Consider the following 13,664-nt stretch of genomic DNA (forward strand, 5'->3'; position numbering starts at 1 on the left):
GTATCAGACCTCGACGATGACCTTGCCGGTTGCCTGACCGCTGCCCAGCCGCGCGTGGGCCTGGCCCACTTCCGCGAGCGGGAAGACCTGATCATCGATGATCGGCTTGAGTGCGCCGGCATCGGCGATACGCGCCATGTCGGCCAGAATCTCGTGGTGCTCCTGACGACGGAAGTCATGCAGCATCGGGATCAGCATGAAGACGACATGCAGTGACAGGCCCTTGAAGTGCGCGGTGGTCAGATCGATGTCCATGAAGGACACGGTCGTCGAGACATGGCCATTGAGCGCGGCAGCCTCGAAGGAGGTCGGCAGGTTGGCGCCGCCGACGGAGTCGAACACGATGTCGAAGCCCTTGCCGTCGGTGAGCCTGGCCACATAGTCGGCGACCTGCTCATTGCGGTAATTGATGGCACTGGCCCCCAGGCCTTCGACCAGCGTCTCGTGCTCATCACGACCGACGGTAGAGGCGACATCGGCACCGAAGTGACGGGCCAGCTGGATGGCGATGTGACCCACACCCCCCGCACCACCGTGAACCAGCACCTTCTGACCGGCCTGGATGTTGGCGCGCTTGAGGCCTTCATAGGCCGTGATGCCGACCAGCGGCAGCGCCGCGGCTTCCACCATGCTCAGGGACTTCGGCTTGTGGGCGATCAGGCGAACATCGGCGGCGATGTACTCGGCCAGCGTACCCGGCAGGTCGGCCAGGCCACCAGCACAGCCATAGACTTCATCCCCGATGGCGTAGCCTTCGACGCCCTCGCCCACGGCTTCGACAGTACCGGCGAAGTCCATGCCCAGCAGCGCCGGCAGTGCCGGAGACAGCGGAAGCTCTGCGCCCATCTCGCGAATCATGGTGTCGACGGTATTGATGCTGGTGGCGGCGATACGCACCAGTACCTGACCTGCCGCCGCTTGGGGCTTGGCGATTTCCGCCGCTTCGAACACTTCGGGACCACCGAATGACGTCACCAGCATCGCTTTCATGAGTCTGACTCCTGCGTGAATGTTCATGCCATGGTAATTATCTTCGGCATGAACAATAAACGGCGAGTTGATACAATCAGTTTCTATATTTTGTTGAATATCAGTCCACAACACCATCGCCTCGGGGGGAGATGACATGAATCTTGAGCACCTGAAGCTGTTCGTCCGTCTCGCCGCCGTGAACAGCATCAGTCAGGCCGGCGAGGACCTGGGACTGTCGCCCGCTGTCGCCAGCTCTCACCTGCGCAAGCTCGAGGACAGTCTGGGGGTACGCCTGTTGCATCGCACCACGCGTCATGTGGCACTGAGCGAAGAAGGTCGCGCCTTTCTCCCCCACGCAGAAGAGGTGCTGGCCAGTGCCGAGGCGGCGCGGGCTGCCGTCGGTGCCGGCACCACCACCCCCACCGGCACCTTGCGCATCACGGCATCGGCCTCCTTCGGACGCATGCATCTGATCCCCGGGCTGGCCGGCTTTCTGGCACGCTACCCGGACCTCGAGCTGGATCTGCGCCTGACGGATACCATCGTCGATCTGGTGGAAGGCGGCTTCGACATCGCCATCCGCAACTCCGCTCTCAAGGATTCGAGTCTGATCGCGCGGCGCCTGGCCCCGGACAAGCGTATCCTGTGTGCTTCTCCGCAATACCTGCAGCGCCATGGCACTCCAACCCGCCCTGCGGAACTGAAACACCATGAATGCCTGACGCTGATCGGGATGGATCAATGGAGTTTCCAGCACGAGAATCGCGTCGAGGTGATACGCATCAAGGGCCGCATACGGACCGACAATGGCGAAGCGGTGCGCGATGCCTGCGCCGCGGGCCTGGGCATCACCCTCTCCTCGACCTGGAGTCTCTATCGTCATCTGGCGAGGGGCGAGCTGGTGGAAGTGCTGCCCGAGACACCGCTGGTCAACGAGACCGGTATCTGGGCGATCTATTCAAGCTCCCGACAACTGGCCCCCAAGATCCGGGCGTTTCTGGACTACTTCTCCGAGTACTTCGGTAGCCCGCCTTACTGGGACCTCCCCCAGTCCTGAGCCGAAGGCGCGACGATTTCGCTGAAGACGGGCCCGCACGTCATAAGATGAGCGGCGCGACTCAGGCGATCTTCCAGCGCTTGAGCATCGGCCTGGAGTCTCGCCAGCCGCCAGCCGCGCTTTGACTTCACCACCATCACCGACAAGGTCGGCCATTACGACGAGTCCCTGACCTGATCGGGATGCTTGCCACAAGCGCCCAGGCGGCCCTTGGCGTACTCGCCGTGATCTGCGGCGCCGTGGTGCGTGACAGCCGTCGCGCTCGCAAGGAGCACCGCGAGCTGGTCTGACCTTGCCCACACGTAGAACAGCCACGGAAAGGCCCGCCCCGAGATGCTCGAGGCGGGCCTTTCCGTGGCTGTCGGGTCAACCGGATCCGCTCAGGCCACCCGATGGGCAGATGTCATGACCAGCAGACTCAGCAGTCGGTGGGCGATGACGGTTGGCGCTCGCCAGGCACGAGCATATCATCGTCGCAACGCAGGATGACCGCGACACGAGGACGAACCACATGGACATGATGAGCAGCATGAAAGGACTCGCCGGCGGCGTCCTGATCGGTCTCTCGGCAGTGATGCTGATGGCCTTTCTGGGACGTATCGCCGGTATCAGTGGCATCACGCGGGGCGCGCTGCTGGAATCAGGCCCGGACCGCCGCTGGCGTATCGCCTTCGTGCTCGGGTTGATCAGCGGCCCGCTGCTCCTTGTGCTGTTCAATCTTGACTGGGGCAATGTGGCCGAGGGCACGGATGCGCTGATCGGCGATCCCACCAGCGGGGTGCTGAGCATGATGTTCGCCGGCCTGCTGGTGGGCATGGGAACAGGCATCGGCGGCGGCTGTACCAGTGGCCACGGCGTCTGCGGCATCGCGCGTCTCTCCCCGCGCTCGCTGGTGGCCACGGGGGTGTTCGTGGCCATCGCCATGCTGACGGTCTTCGTGACCCGACATCTGCTGGGAGAGTCACCATGAAAGCTGTCACCGGCTTCATCACCGGGCTGGTCTTCAGCCTCGGCCTGACACTCAGCGGCATGACCGACCCCGCGCGTGTCGTCGGCTTTCTCGACGTGGCCGGAGACTGGGACCCCACGCTGATCTTCGTGCTTGGCGGGGCAGTCATCACCACCTTCATCGGTTATCGCCTCGCCTGGCGACGCAGCACTCCCCTGTTGGGTGAGCGCTTCCAACTGCCTACGCGCCGCGATATCGATGGCCGCCTGCTGCTCGGCGCGGCCCTGTTCGGTACCGGCTGGGGCCTGAGCGGATACTGCCCCGGGCCTGCCATCGTCTCCAGCAGCGCCATGAGTCTGCCATTGGCGGGTTTTCTACTGACGATGCTACTGGGCTGGTGGCTGGCCACGCGCCTGACTCGCACTCACTGATCCGAGCGCCACGCAAGAGAAAATCCTTGCATGAGAAACGCCCGCCGAATGGCGGGCGTTTCTCATGCAAGGCGAGTCACCACGACCACACGACGCCCTTTCTCTCAAGGGACCTCATTGCGATGATCTCGCTGATCAACAGCCCCGTGGGTCGTGTGCTGGATGAAGTCATATCCACATGAAGCGTCGAAAAGCCAAAAAAAAGCCCGCCAATGGCGGGCAGGGAATGTCGGGACAGGACATTCAGGACAGGAAAGCGTTTGAGCAAGGGTTCTGCCATTGACGACGAGTGCGGTCTTGCGTTCGGGTCAAAACACTTGCTCAAGCGTTCTTCTCTCTCACGAGTTGTTCTCTGGAGCACTGACCATCAGGAGACAACGTGATGGTCAGTGGGTCCATTCAGCAACTGACAGAGGTAGGTCGATGGCATATCGGCGTCCTTGGCTGTCTTGCAGAGTCGGGGACTATTGCGTTGCCGCGAGCGGTTACGCGCTCTCGTTCAAGGCATGTTCGACGCGTGTGGCAGAGACACTCTTGCCGGCATCGTTGACGTAATCCGCCGAATCGCTTGCCAGTGCACGGGTGGTGCCCTGGATGCCGGCGTTGCTGATGGATGTCTGGACGCGGCTGGCAGCGACACTCATGCCGGTTTTCACGACATCATCATGGTGCAGTGTGGCTTGCTGAGTGACCGGCTGTGCCTGACCCATGATCACGCGATCACTGAGGGTGGCACGTACGCGGGCATCGGCTTCGCTGTCATTGGCAGAGGCCACGCCAGTGGCGGCAACGGACAATGCGGCAATGGCAAATAGAGACTTGAGAGATTGCATGGGGGTTCTCCTATTGAAAAAGGTCATGTCAGTGCAGACACCTGGCCTGCAAGCGCCTGACGCAGACATCGGGCGTCTCAGACGTTGACGTCGCTCACGGCGTGACGAACACGGGTGCCGGCAACGCTATCGCCTGAATCATTGGCGACATCGAATTCCTGCAGGTGGATGGAGCGGTCATGGCCACGGATCTCGTCGTCACCGGAGGCAATCTGGAAACGGCCTGCAGAAGTGCTCATGCCGGTTTCCGCGAAGGTCGCCTGGCCTGTCGGTGCCTGCTGAGCGGTACCATGGATGACACTTTCACTGACGTTGTGCTGGACACGCTGGGCGGCCGGGCTGTCATCAGCCGCAAAGGTGGCGGTGCTCACAGTGGCGAGAGCGGCGGCGGCGATCAGGGTCTTGAGAGTGTTCATGATGATTTCCTCGATGAAGATGATGTGATGATCAGGCCTGGAAATGCAGGCCAGGGATAACGGTCAATCAGACGTTGCTGTCGCTCAGGGCGTGCTGAACGCGGGTAGCGGCGACACTCTTGCCAGCGTCATTGTCGAAGGCCTGTTCACGGCTGGCGGTAGCGCTGCCGTGCCCTTCAATGGACGACTGGGTCAGGGCAGTCTCGACACGACCTGCCGCGACGCTCTTGCCGGTTTCCGCGAAGGTGGCCTGAGCCGTCGGGGCCTGCTGGGCGGTGCCGACGACGACGTCCTGGCTGACGGACTGCTGGACACGCTGGGCAGCCGGGCTGTCATCCGCCGCGAAGGTGGCGGTGCTCACGGTGGCGAGAGCGGCGGCGGCGATCAGGGTCTTGAGAGTGTTCATGATGATTTCCTCGATGAAGATGAAGTGATGATCAGACCTGGAATGCAGGTCGGGGATGACGGTCAATCAGACGTTGCTGTCGCTCAGGGCGTGCTGAACGCGGGTAGCGGCGACACTCTTGCCAGCGTCATTGTCGAAGGCCTGTTCACGGCTGGCGGTAGCGCTGCCGTGCCCTTCAATGGACGACTGGGTCAGGGCGGTCTCGACACGACCTGCCGCGACGCTCTTGCCGGTTTCCGCGAAGGTGGCCTGAGCCGTCGGTGCCTGCTGGGCGGTGCCGACGACGACATCCTGGCTGACAGACTGCTGGACACGCTGGGCGGCCGGGCTGTCATCCGCCGCGAAGGTGGCGGTGCTGACGGTGGCGAGAGCGGCGGCGGCGATCAGGGTCTTGAGAGTGTTCATGATGATTTCCTCGATGAAGATGAAGTGATGATCAGTCCTGGAAATGCAGGTCAGGGATGATGGTCAATCAGACGTTGCTGTCGCTCAGGGCGTGCTGAACGCGGGTCGCGGCGACGCTCTTGCCAGCGTCATTGTCGAAGGCCTGTTCACGACTGGCGGTAGCGCTGCCTTGCCCTTCAATGGAGGACTGGGTCAGGGCGGTCTCGACACGACCTGCCGCGACGCTCTTGCCGGTTTCCGCGAAGGTGGCCTGTGCCGTCGGGGCCTGCTGGGCGGTGCCGACGACGACGTCTTGGCTGACGGACTGCTGGACACGCTGGGCGGCCGGGCTGTCATCAGCCGCGAAGGTGGCGGTGCTGACGGTGGCGAGAGCGGCGGCGGCGATCAGAGTCTTGAGATTCAGAGTTTTCATTGGGTTTTCCTTTCTATGTCCTGGGCAATATTGCCCTTGTGATGTCGTATGCAGTCTTGGCTGCATCCGTCTAGCTTGTTAACAGACTAATGATTATTGCGCTATCACACTAGCCGTGCTGCTGGCAGCTCACTGTTTCCATCAAAGAACCAGATTGCGTTACTTGGGCATTGCCCTGCTCCTGAGGAGTGTTGGTGAACCTCAAGAGGTACAACCTTCAACCCTCTTCTGCATCACTTCTGTACAACCTTGAAGGTGCGGACATCCCATGATCGAGAGCGGATCAGATGCTTGGCACTGTCCAGGACACTGCCGTATGACGTTTAAACTTTGGTCGCAATCATCAGAAAGGCATTCATCAGCAACTTGTCCTCTTACCCTGCTGAAACCCTCACCGTTGTGCTTGATGAGTATTACGCTTGAGCAAACGGGTTGGATGCATGCCATCTTCAAAAAAGTCGCAGGCGTCTTGACAGGTGCCTGCCGTCGACCAGATCCAGACTGCCGTTTCGTGCAATGTGGAGTGAGCGCATTGTGGACGAATCCCGCATCGGCACATATCCCCCCACTGGAACAGCATTGATTCCACCAGCGAACCAATAAAAGCCTGTATTGAACGTCTGGTCAGGCAGCAGTCTACGACTTTGGTAATAACCGCAGCGTTATCAATCGCTTACGAAACCCTCTGATGTTGTCCTCGGATCGCCCACATGAGGCATGCCCTCACCTTTGCGCTACCGACGTTTCGTGACAGCCGGCAAAAAGGCATCGTCAGACACGAAAACGCGGGGCAATCCAAGGATTGCCCCGCGTTCAGTCAGCTAGCGTTGCGCGTATCTCAATAGCCCGGGTATTTCTCCCAGACCCACCGCTCGTCCTTGCCACCCCCGTCGGTATAGAGCTCCCAGCGAGCGCAATCGTGCAGGTCCTGGGCGACCTCGCCGATGACCTCTCGCAGTTCAAGCGGCTCCAGCCAATCAGCAGGTATCGCCTCTTCTCCCCATTGCGCCCCGAGCAGGTTGCCCGTGATGGCCCCCGTGGAATCCGAATCCCCATCATGATTGACCGCGATCTGGATCGCGGAGCGGAAATCCCGCGCGGTGAGCGCGCAATACACGGACATCGCCAGGGCCTCTTCCGCGATCCATCCCAACCCCAGCATCACGACAGCCACCTGCGGCGCAGTGTCGGACTCGGCAAGCTCGCAGGCTTGCTTCAGGGCCTGCATGGTCTCTTCGCAGCCTGATTTGCGCTCGAGAATGCGCATGGCGTGCGCAAGTGCCTGTGCCATCGAGTCACCCGCCACCAGGCATTGGGTCATCACCGCCAGCACCCCGCCCGTCAGCTGACCGGTCACGTGGCCATGGGTCAGCGCGCAGACCTCTTCCCCGAGCGCGAAGCACATCTCATGGGAGGCTCCCATCACATGCGCGAACAAGCCGACGGGGGCCACGCGCATCACACCCCCACAGCCTTTGCTGTCGTTCTGCGCGGTGTCACTGTAGGTGCGCACCTGTTTGAGCGCGGACAGACACGTCATGCCCGGGGCGCGGCGCGAATGCAGTGCCGGCTGCTTGATCAACCAGCCACTGTCCAGCCATTCCTGTTCCGTTGCCTTTTGCGTGCGTTCCCCTTGGGTGTACAGCCAACGTTCATAGGCACTGTTGACCAGGCTACCTTGCGTCGTGATGCCTCTCAGACAGCCGCGCACGTGGCTACGCAACAGACCCTCGGCGGTAAACAGTGTCATCTGCGTATCATCGGTAATCCGCCCCAGCCCGCCATAGGCCGGTGCGTAATCGCGTATTCCTTCACTTCCGAAGCGCGCCTGGATCTCCTCGTGCGACAGGAACTCCACTGCCGCCCCCAGCGCATCTCCCACCGCACCACCCAACAAGCAACCCCGAAACCGCGATGTCGTCTCAAGCGTCATGTCCCTTTCCCCTTCAATGGCCATCAAGATGGCATCAACGACCCTCAACACGGCTTACGCTAGCAGCAACGGCACCTTTGCGGAAAAACGCCCACATCCGGTGGTGCACATAATCAGGCAGAACTGGATGGGCGCCCAGTATCGGTGAGCACTGAGGATGACAGCGGCGACGATGGCCACCTTATATAGAAGAACGGCCGCCCAGGGGCGGCCGTTCTTCTTGCGGCAGTCATGACCTCATGCCGTCATGCCCTCATGACGTCCTGCCGCGTGCCTGTCAGCGATGACTCGGCTGCTCGGCGCAGGCAAATTCTCAGGAGGCAAGCTCGAGAATGTCGTCATACAGCGCTCGGGAGAGTGTGACGCCCTCCTCCAGATGCTTCTGGCGAGCCTGATAGCGACGCTCGGAGGAAAGACGCGCGCCCTGCTGCTTGACCAGGTCGAACAGCCGTTCAGAGCGCAACATGTGCTGCTGGGGGCTGCCCCCCGTGAGACGCGCCGGGTCCATCGCGATGATCATCTCCCCATGATACGGCAGGCTGCCCTTGCCTTGATCATGCTCGCTGGATTCGATACTGAGCATGTCACCGATCAGCGGCCCTGCGATCAACTCGATCATGATCGCCAGCGCAGAGCCCTTGTGCTCACCGAACGGCAGCATCGCGCCATGATCCAGCACTTCGGCCGGGTCACGGGACGGCGTACCATCTCGATCAACCCCCCAGCCCAGCGGAATCTCGTCCCCCTGACGACGATGCAGCTCGATATCGCCACGCGCGATGGCGCTGGTCGCGAAGTCGAACACGTAGGGATTGCCATCCCCGCGCGGCCAGCCGAAGGCGACGGGGTTGGTGCCCAGCAGGGGCTGGCTGCCTCCATACGGCGCCATGTACGACTGGGTCGGGTTGCAGGCGATGGCTACCAGCCCTTCACGGGTCAGGCGCTCGATCTCGACCCACAATGCCGTGCCATGCACGCAATGGTTGATGGCCAGAATGGCGATCCCATTGGCTCTCGCCTTGCTGAGCAACTCAGGCACGCCCTGCTGGAAGGCCAGCGATGAGAAGCCACCCTTGGCATCCACCTTGACGACAGAGGGCGCCGTATCCTCGACCACCGGCACGGCGTCCGGCACCACTCCTCCATTGTTCAGCGTGGCCACGAACCCCATCAGGCGATAGAGCCCATGGGAGCGACAGCCATCCATCTCGGCCGCGACCAGCGCATCACTCATGGCCTCGACATTCGATTCGCTGAAGCCATGGCGTGTCAGCACCTTGTGGCATAGCGAGGTGAGCGCCTCTCGATCGAGATTGATGTCCATTTCAGTATCTTCGTGCTTTGCATCACTCATGCGAACGCGTTCCTTTTCGATAAGGCGACCATCATTTCCAGGACGGCCCGCTGATGGCATCAGGCAACCACAGCGCAAGCCCCGGGAATGTGAGAATCAACGCCAGTACCACCAGCTGCAGGACGATGAAAGGCACGACCCCCTTGTACATGTGCTTGAGCGTCACTTCGGCAGGCGTGATGGCGCGTAGATAGAAGATGGAGGGGGCAAGCGGCGGGGTCAGATAGCTCGTCTGCATCACGATGAGGAAGGCCACGCAGAACCAGATCTCATCAAACCCGAGCATTCCGATGACCGGCATGGCCACGGGGATGACGATCAGCACCACCGAGATCATGTCGAGCACGAAACCGGCCAGGAAGGCGATCAGCAGGATGGCACCGAGAATGAACCATGGGCTCATGCCGGTATCCAGCAGCAGCGACTGAACGGTCGCCATGCCACCGGAGGCGAAGAAGACACCGGCGAACATGTTGCCACCCAGCACGATGAGCAGAATCATGGCGGTGATGTTGAGCGTGCGTATCGCGGCATTCCACAGGATGGACAGCGTGAGATTGCGATAGCCCAGTGCCAGCAAGACGGAGCCTAGCGCACCACAGGCTGCCGCTTCCGTCGGCGTGGCGATGCCCATCAGAATCGTGCCCAACACCACCATGATCAGACTCATGGTCGGCAGCAACGCACTCAGGGTGATGGTGAGCAGCTTGCCCCAGCCCGGATGTTGCTCATCTTCTTTCAGTCGCGGCGCAAGCGCAGGCTTCAGCGCGCAGACCACGACGATATAGACGAGGAACAACAGCGCCATCAGAAGCCCCGGAATCAACAGACCACTGAACAGTGACCCGACGGAGACACCCGCGACAGGCCCGAGAATGACCACGGTAATGGAAGGCGGAATCGCCGTGCCCAATGAGCCACTGGCGCAGATGGTGCCGGAGATGAGTGACTTGTCATACTGATGCTTGAGCATGACCGGCACTGCCAGCATACCGATCACTGCCTCGGTCGCCCCGACGACGCCGCTGGCAGCCGCGAAGATGGTCCCCATGATGACCGCACCGACGCCCAGCCCACCGGGCAACCGGCGCGTCCACAGATGGATGGCACCGAAAAGCCGCTCGGCGATGCCGGAATTCTCGAGCATCGCGCCCATGAAAATGAACAGCGGCACGGCCGCCAGAATGGAGTTGGACGCCGTATCTTCGATCTTGGTCAACAACTGATAGGCCGCAGCATCACCGAACTGGGCGACGCCGAAGACCGTCGCGACGACGATCATCGAAAACGCGATCGGGAAGCCGAGCACGATCAGCGCGATGAGGGCCGGGAACATGATCAGGGCAAGGAAATCGCTCATGAGGACACCTCCGCGCCATGATCATGGCCCAGCAACGTGCTCCAGAGCTTGAACATCTCCGCGATCACCTGCAGCGTCAGATAGACAAAGCCCAGCCACCACACCCCGAAGACCGGCCAGATCACCGGATTCCAGGCCGAGCGACCAGAGCGCTCATTGCTGGAGAAGGCCTCGATCGCATAGAACGAAAGCTCCCAGACCAACCAGCCCAGTACGGGGAGCAATACGCCATAACAGGCCAGATGCACCCCGGCTTTCAGACGTGGCGAAAAATTCTGACTCAACACATCCACACTGACGTGCTGGCCCACGCGAAGTGCATTCGCCATGCCAAACATGAAGATGGCGCCCATCACCATGTAGCTGACCTCGAACGCCCACAGGGTGGGCCTTCCCAGCACATAGCGACTGAAGACCTCATAGACCAGCGCAAGCACCAGCGGCAGTATCAGGACAGCCCCCAGATACCCCGCCCAACGGGTTTGACGCTCAATGGCATCGACTATTTTCATGACAACCTACCGAATGACAGCCAGGGGGAAGCACAGGCAAAGGCCTTGCCTGTGCCGGAAACGTCAGTTCCTGCGGGGTTCAGCGCCCCATTTCCCCGATCGGCAGACGGTAATCCTGCCAGGTGGTCATGCTGTCCTTGAAGGCACGTTGTGACTCGAGCACGCGCGCGAACCACTCGTTCTCACCCGCCTTCTCATCTTCCCAGGCACGTGTCTCTTCGTAGATGGCATCGATGAAGGATTGATCCAGCTGCACGATCTCATTGGGCCCCTCTTCCAGCTCCTTGAAGGCCTTGAGGTCGGCATAGGAGCTGTCGAGCCAGGATTCGAACACGCTCAACTTGCCGGCAAGACGCAACTGGCTCTGCTGGGCTTCGCTCAGGCCATCCCAGGCATCGACATTCACTTCACACTCGAGGATGCCACCGGACTGGTGGACGCCGGGCAGGATGACGTACTGCGCCACGTCCTGGAAGCCGGTCGGCTTGTTGAGCTCCGGGCTGCCCCACTCCGCGGCATCGATGACGCCACGATCCAACGCCGTGTAGATGTCACTGCCTGCCATCACCACGGTAGAGGCCCCTAGGCGCGAGGCGATTTCCGCCCAGGCACCGGATGTTCTCAGTCTCAGTCCCTGGAAGTCTTCCAGCGTCTGTACCTTCTTGCTTGAGTGCAGGAATATCTCGGTGCCCAGGGTGGAGCACGGGAAGGCCACGACGCCGAAGACTTCACGACGGAACGCTTCATAGAGCTCGACACCGCCACCCTCGTACATCCACAACATGAACTCTTCCGGCGTCAGGCCACTGGAGTGCCCAGCCAACAGCGCCGCCGTCGGGTCCGTCCCGTAGTCATAGTTGATGTAGTTGTGGCTGACCTGCGCGACACCGGACTTCACGGTATTGGTCACGCGCAGCGCGCCACCCAGCGTACCGCCCGGGAACACCTGAATGCTCACGTCACCATTGGTCAGCTCATTGGCATAATCGGCAAACGTCTTGGCATCTCGCTCAAGCCAGGGGCCGCCCCCCCAGGGAGTTGCCATCTTCCACTCGATATCGGCGGCCTGGGTGGTCGCGGTGACCAGCAGACCGGCTGCGATGCCCATGCCGAGCACATTTTTCGTGAGGCTATGCATTCTTGTTTTCCTCGTATTGTTCCAGTCGAAGGTGATTCCGTCTCTGAGCGTCTTGCACCGCAGTACGGGCATCCCCCATCTCACGATGCCCGCGATCACACATTCTCTCGCTGGAAGACCTCCACCGGGCGCGACATGACGTCCACGAAGGCGAGCAGATCCACCACCAGCAATTTCACTTCAGGAACCAGAGTTGCATATACGCAACATTGCGTCAAATGTGAATATTGGCTCGACATTTTGCACGAGGAAGCTCTAAATGAACCCTATCAAGACCTACGAGCACGCCGCTTCCCCATGACTCGGCACGCGGTGGCAAGCGCTTTTCAGCCGACAGGCGCTGCGCACTGACAACGCTCAGGGACCCGACAATTGCAGACGATCACGATGGAGCACGCTGACATGACATCTCACCAGGAAACGCCGATCGCTCTGAAGCACAGAGAACGCAAGGCAGGCGCCATTGGTGACAACCTCAAGGCGCTACGCAAGGAGAAGGGACTGACCATCGCGGCCGTGGCCAGCGCGTCAGGAATCTCGGCGGCCAGCGTGTCGAGAATCGAGAATGGACGTATCTCACCGACCTTCGAGGCGATCGTGAATCTCGCCAAGGGCCTGAAGGTGGATGTCAGCGAGCTGTTCTATCACACGGAAGACACGTCATTTCGGGGGTGGCTCGCCCTGACGCGAGCGCAGGAGGGAGACGTCATCGAGACGCCCAACTACCGGTATCGGCCGCTTTGCAACAACGTGGCGTCCAAGGAGTACATGGTATTGGAAACCACCGTGCTCAATCGCAGTCTCGAGGAATTCGGCGGCCTGCAGAAACACTCCGGCCAGGAACAGATCATCGTGACCAGCGGCGAGGTGACCGTCTGGACCGAGCTTTACGACCCCATCCAGCTCAAGGTCGGCGATAGCCTGGCCTTCGACAGCACCCTCGGACACGCCATCACCTACAACGGCGACACCCCAGCGACCATGACCTGGGTATGCAGCGCCTACGCCTGAAGCCACTGCCGGCAAACGGCGCATGCAAAAAGGGCCTCACTGGAGGCCCTTTCTTTTGTGCTTGCTGACTGACGTCTGGCCACGCGGCAGGAATCAGCGATTGAGGATGATCGCAGTGATCGCGCCCCCGGCAACGGCCGCCAGGACATAGCGCCCATCGATGTTCAACCAGCGATGCCCGCGCGGCGGCTTGGACAGGTGGCGGTGATGCCAGTCCTTTACCCAATAACGCTGATCGGAATAATAGTGACGCGGCAGGTGGTCGCCACGACGCCAATGATGATCACGGCGCGACTCGTGGCGGCGTTCTTGATGCTTGTGGTGTTTCTTGTAGTGCTTCTTGTGATGATGCTTGTCGTGATGACCATGTCCATGGCCATGACCACGATCATGCGGCCCGGCCTGCGCCAGGGGAGCGCCCATCAGGGAAACGATCATCATCAGAATGGTCAGTGTGCGTGTTCGCATGGCTGGC

The 13,664-nt window shown here is 61.0% G+C and carries 16 protein-coding genes; 4 read left to right on the top strand and 12 right to left on the bottom strand.

Annotated elements, in window-relative coordinates:
* Positions 1 to 3 precede the first annotated feature (3 nt).
* Positions 4 to 990 (bottom strand): zinc-dependent alcohol dehydrogenase family protein, encoded by a 987-nt coding sequence (locus tag QD172_RS09130; protein WP_279855560.1) that lies wholly within the window; start codon positions 988 to 990, stop codon positions 4 to 6.
* A 136-nt stretch (positions 991 to 1,126) separates the two neighbouring features.
* Here QD172_RS09130 and QD172_RS09135 point away from each other — a divergent pair, with 136 nt between their 5' ends.
* From QD172_RS09135 to QD172_RS09145, 3 genes are all read left to right on the top strand, one after another.
* A complete protein-coding gene (locus QD172_RS09135) occupies positions 1,127 to 2,029 on the top strand; it encodes a LysR family transcriptional regulator (RefSeq protein ID WP_176503749.1) in 903 nt (300 codons plus the stop codon).
* A gap of 469 nt (positions 2,030 to 2,498) precedes the next feature.
* Entirely contained in the window at positions 2,499 to 2,999 is a 501-nt protein-coding gene (locus tag QD172_RS09140; RefSeq protein WP_338080377.1) for a YeeE/YedE family protein, read from the top strand.
* Positions 2,996 to 3,409: a DUF6691 family protein gene (locus QD172_RS09145; protein WP_279855561.1), complete on the top strand. Its 414-nt coding sequence runs from the start codon at positions 2,996 to 2,998 to the stop codon at positions 3,407 to 3,409. Before QD172_RS09140 ends, QD172_RS09145 begins: the two co-directional genes overlap by 4 nt.
* Before the next feature lie 485 nt (positions 3,410 to 3,894).
* On the opposite strand, the gene QD172_RS09150 is transcribed toward QD172_RS09145, so the two are convergent.
* From QD172_RS09150 to QD172_RS09195, 10 genes are all read right to left on the bottom strand, one after another.
* A complete protein-coding gene (locus tag QD172_RS09150; RefSeq protein ID WP_077377123.1) occupies positions 3,895 to 4,242 on the bottom strand; it encodes a hypothetical protein in 348 nt (115 codons plus the stop codon).
* A gap of 77 nt (positions 4,243 to 4,319) precedes the next feature.
* Positions 4,320 to 4,658: a hypothetical protein gene (locus tag QD172_RS09155; RefSeq protein ID WP_279855563.1), complete on the bottom strand. Its 339-nt coding sequence runs from the start codon at positions 4,656 to 4,658 to the stop codon at positions 4,320 to 4,322.
* A 67-nt stretch (positions 4,659 to 4,725) separates the two neighbouring features.
* A complete protein-coding gene (locus QD172_RS09160) occupies positions 4,726 to 5,064 on the bottom strand; it encodes a hypothetical protein (RefSeq protein ID WP_084208858.1) in 339 nt (112 codons plus the stop codon).
* A 66-nt stretch (positions 5,065 to 5,130) separates the two neighbouring features.
* Positions 5,131 to 5,469, bottom strand: a complete 339-nt coding sequence (locus QD172_RS09165; protein ID WP_084208858.1) for a hypothetical protein — start codon at positions 5,467 to 5,469, stop codon at positions 5,131 to 5,133.
* Positions 5,470 to 5,536: 67 nt separating this feature from the next.
* On the bottom strand, positions 5,537 to 5,881 hold the full coding sequence (locus QD172_RS09170; protein WP_084208860.1) for a hypothetical protein: 345 nt from the start codon (positions 5,879 to 5,881) through the stop codon (positions 5,537 to 5,539).
* A gap of 838 nt (positions 5,882 to 6,719) precedes the next feature.
* The gene (locus QD172_RS09175) at positions 6,720 to 7,814 is read right to left on the bottom strand and encodes an ADP-ribosylglycohydrolase family protein (RefSeq protein WP_240704143.1); all 1,095 of its coding nucleotides are present in this window, start codon (positions 7,812 to 7,814) and stop codon (positions 6,720 to 6,722) included.
* A gap of 313 nt (positions 7,815 to 8,127) precedes the next feature.
* Positions 8,128 to 9,168 carry an Ldh family oxidoreductase gene (locus QD172_RS09180; protein ID WP_279855564.1) on the bottom strand — a complete coding sequence of 347 codons (1,041 nt, stop codon included), beginning with the start codon at positions 9,166 to 9,168 and terminating at the stop codon, positions 8,128 to 8,130.
* A 31-nt stretch (positions 9,169 to 9,199) separates the two neighbouring features.
* Positions 9,200 to 10,528, bottom strand: a complete 1,329-nt coding sequence (locus tag QD172_RS09185) for a TRAP transporter large permease subunit (protein WP_279855566.1) — start codon at positions 10,526 to 10,528, stop codon at positions 9,200 to 9,202.
* Positions 10,525 to 11,040: a TRAP transporter small permease subunit gene (locus tag QD172_RS09190; protein ID WP_084208863.1), complete on the bottom strand. Its 516-nt coding sequence runs from the start codon at positions 11,038 to 11,040 to the stop codon at positions 10,525 to 10,527. The genes QD172_RS09185 and QD172_RS09190 overlap by 4 nt, the downstream gene beginning before the upstream one ends.
* Before the next feature lie 79 nt (positions 11,041 to 11,119).
* The gene (locus tag QD172_RS09195) at positions 11,120 to 12,178 is read right to left on the bottom strand and encodes a C4-dicarboxylate ABC transporter substrate-binding protein (RefSeq protein ID WP_176493149.1); all 1,059 of its coding nucleotides are present in this window, start codon (positions 12,176 to 12,178) and stop codon (positions 11,120 to 11,122) included.
* Between the two features lie 402 nt (positions 12,179 to 12,580).
* On the opposite strand from QD172_RS09195, the gene QD172_RS09200 reads away from it, so the two are divergent.
* Positions 12,581 to 13,189 carry an XRE family transcriptional regulator gene (locus tag QD172_RS09200; protein ID WP_164850339.1) on the top strand — a complete coding sequence of 203 codons (609 nt, stop codon included), beginning with the start codon at positions 12,581 to 12,583 and terminating at the stop codon, positions 13,187 to 13,189.
* A gap of 93 nt (positions 13,190 to 13,282) precedes the next feature.
* On the opposite strand, the gene QD172_RS09205 is transcribed toward QD172_RS09200, so the two are convergent.
* Positions 13,283 to 13,657 carry an RcnB family protein gene (locus QD172_RS09205; RefSeq protein WP_279855567.1) on the bottom strand — a complete coding sequence of 125 codons (375 nt, stop codon included), beginning with the start codon at positions 13,655 to 13,657 and terminating at the stop codon, positions 13,283 to 13,285.
* Between the last annotated feature and the right edge of the window lie 7 nt (positions 13,658 to 13,664).

Origin of the sequence: Cobetia sp. 10Alg 146, assembly GCF_029846385.1 — a bacterium.
Lineage (GTDB): Bacteria > Pseudomonadota > Gammaproteobacteria > Pseudomonadales > Halomonadaceae > Cobetia > Cobetia marina.

Excerpts from the sequence above, each read along its gene's own strand:
- QD172_RS09130 (WP_279855560.1), bottom strand. The coding sequence starts at position 990 with ATGAAAGCGATGCTGGTGACGTCATTCGGTGGTCCCGAAGTGTTCGAA.
- QD172_RS09135 (WP_176503749.1), top strand. The coding sequence starts at position 1,127 with ATGAATCTTGAGCACCTGAAGCTGTTCGTCCGTCTCGCCGCCGTGAAC.
- QD172_RS09145 (WP_279855561.1), top strand. The coding sequence starts at position 2,996 with ATGAAAGCTGTCACCGGCTTCATCACCGGGCTGGTCTTCAGCCTCGGC.
- QD172_RS09150 (WP_077377123.1), bottom strand. The coding sequence starts at position 4,242 with ATGCAATCTCTCAAGTCTCTATTTGCCATTGCCGCATTGTCCGTTGCC.
- QD172_RS09155 (WP_279855563.1), bottom strand. The coding sequence starts at position 4,658 with ATGAACACTCTCAAGACCCTGATCGCCGCCGCCGCTCTCGCCACTGTG.
- QD172_RS09160 (WP_084208858.1), bottom strand. The coding sequence starts at position 5,064 with ATGAACACTCTCAAGACCCTGATCGCCGCCGCCGCTCTCGCCACCGTG.
- QD172_RS09165 (WP_084208858.1), bottom strand. The coding sequence starts at position 5,469 with ATGAACACTCTCAAGACCCTGATCGCCGCCGCCGCTCTCGCCACCGTC.
- QD172_RS09170 (WP_084208860.1), bottom strand. The coding sequence starts at position 5,881 with ATGAAAACTCTGAATCTCAAGACTCTGATCGCCGCCGCCGCTCTCGCC.
- QD172_RS09175 (WP_240704143.1), bottom strand. The coding sequence starts at position 7,814 with ATGACGCTTGAGACGACATCGCGGTTTCGGGGTTGCTTGTTGGGTGGT.
- QD172_RS09180 (WP_279855564.1), bottom strand. The coding sequence starts at position 9,168 with ATGAGTGATGCAAAGCACGAAGATACTGAAATGGACATCAATCTCGAT.
- QD172_RS09185 (WP_279855566.1), bottom strand. The coding sequence starts at position 10,528 with ATGAGCGATTTCCTTGCCCTGATCATGTTCCCGGCCCTCATCGCGCTG.
- QD172_RS09190 (WP_084208863.1), bottom strand. The coding sequence starts at position 11,040 with ATGAAAATAGTCGATGCCATTGAGCGTCAAACCCGTTGGGCGGGGTAT.
- QD172_RS09195 (WP_176493149.1), bottom strand. The coding sequence starts at position 12,178 with ATGCATAGCCTCACGAAAAATGTGCTCGGCATGGGCATCGCAGCCGGT.
- QD172_RS09200 (WP_164850339.1), top strand. The coding sequence starts at position 12,581 with ATGACATCTCACCAGGAAACGCCGATCGCTCTGAAGCACAGAGAACGC.
- QD172_RS09205 (WP_279855567.1), bottom strand. The coding sequence starts at position 13,657 with ATGCGAACACGCACACTGACCATTCTGATGATGATCGTTTCCCTGATG.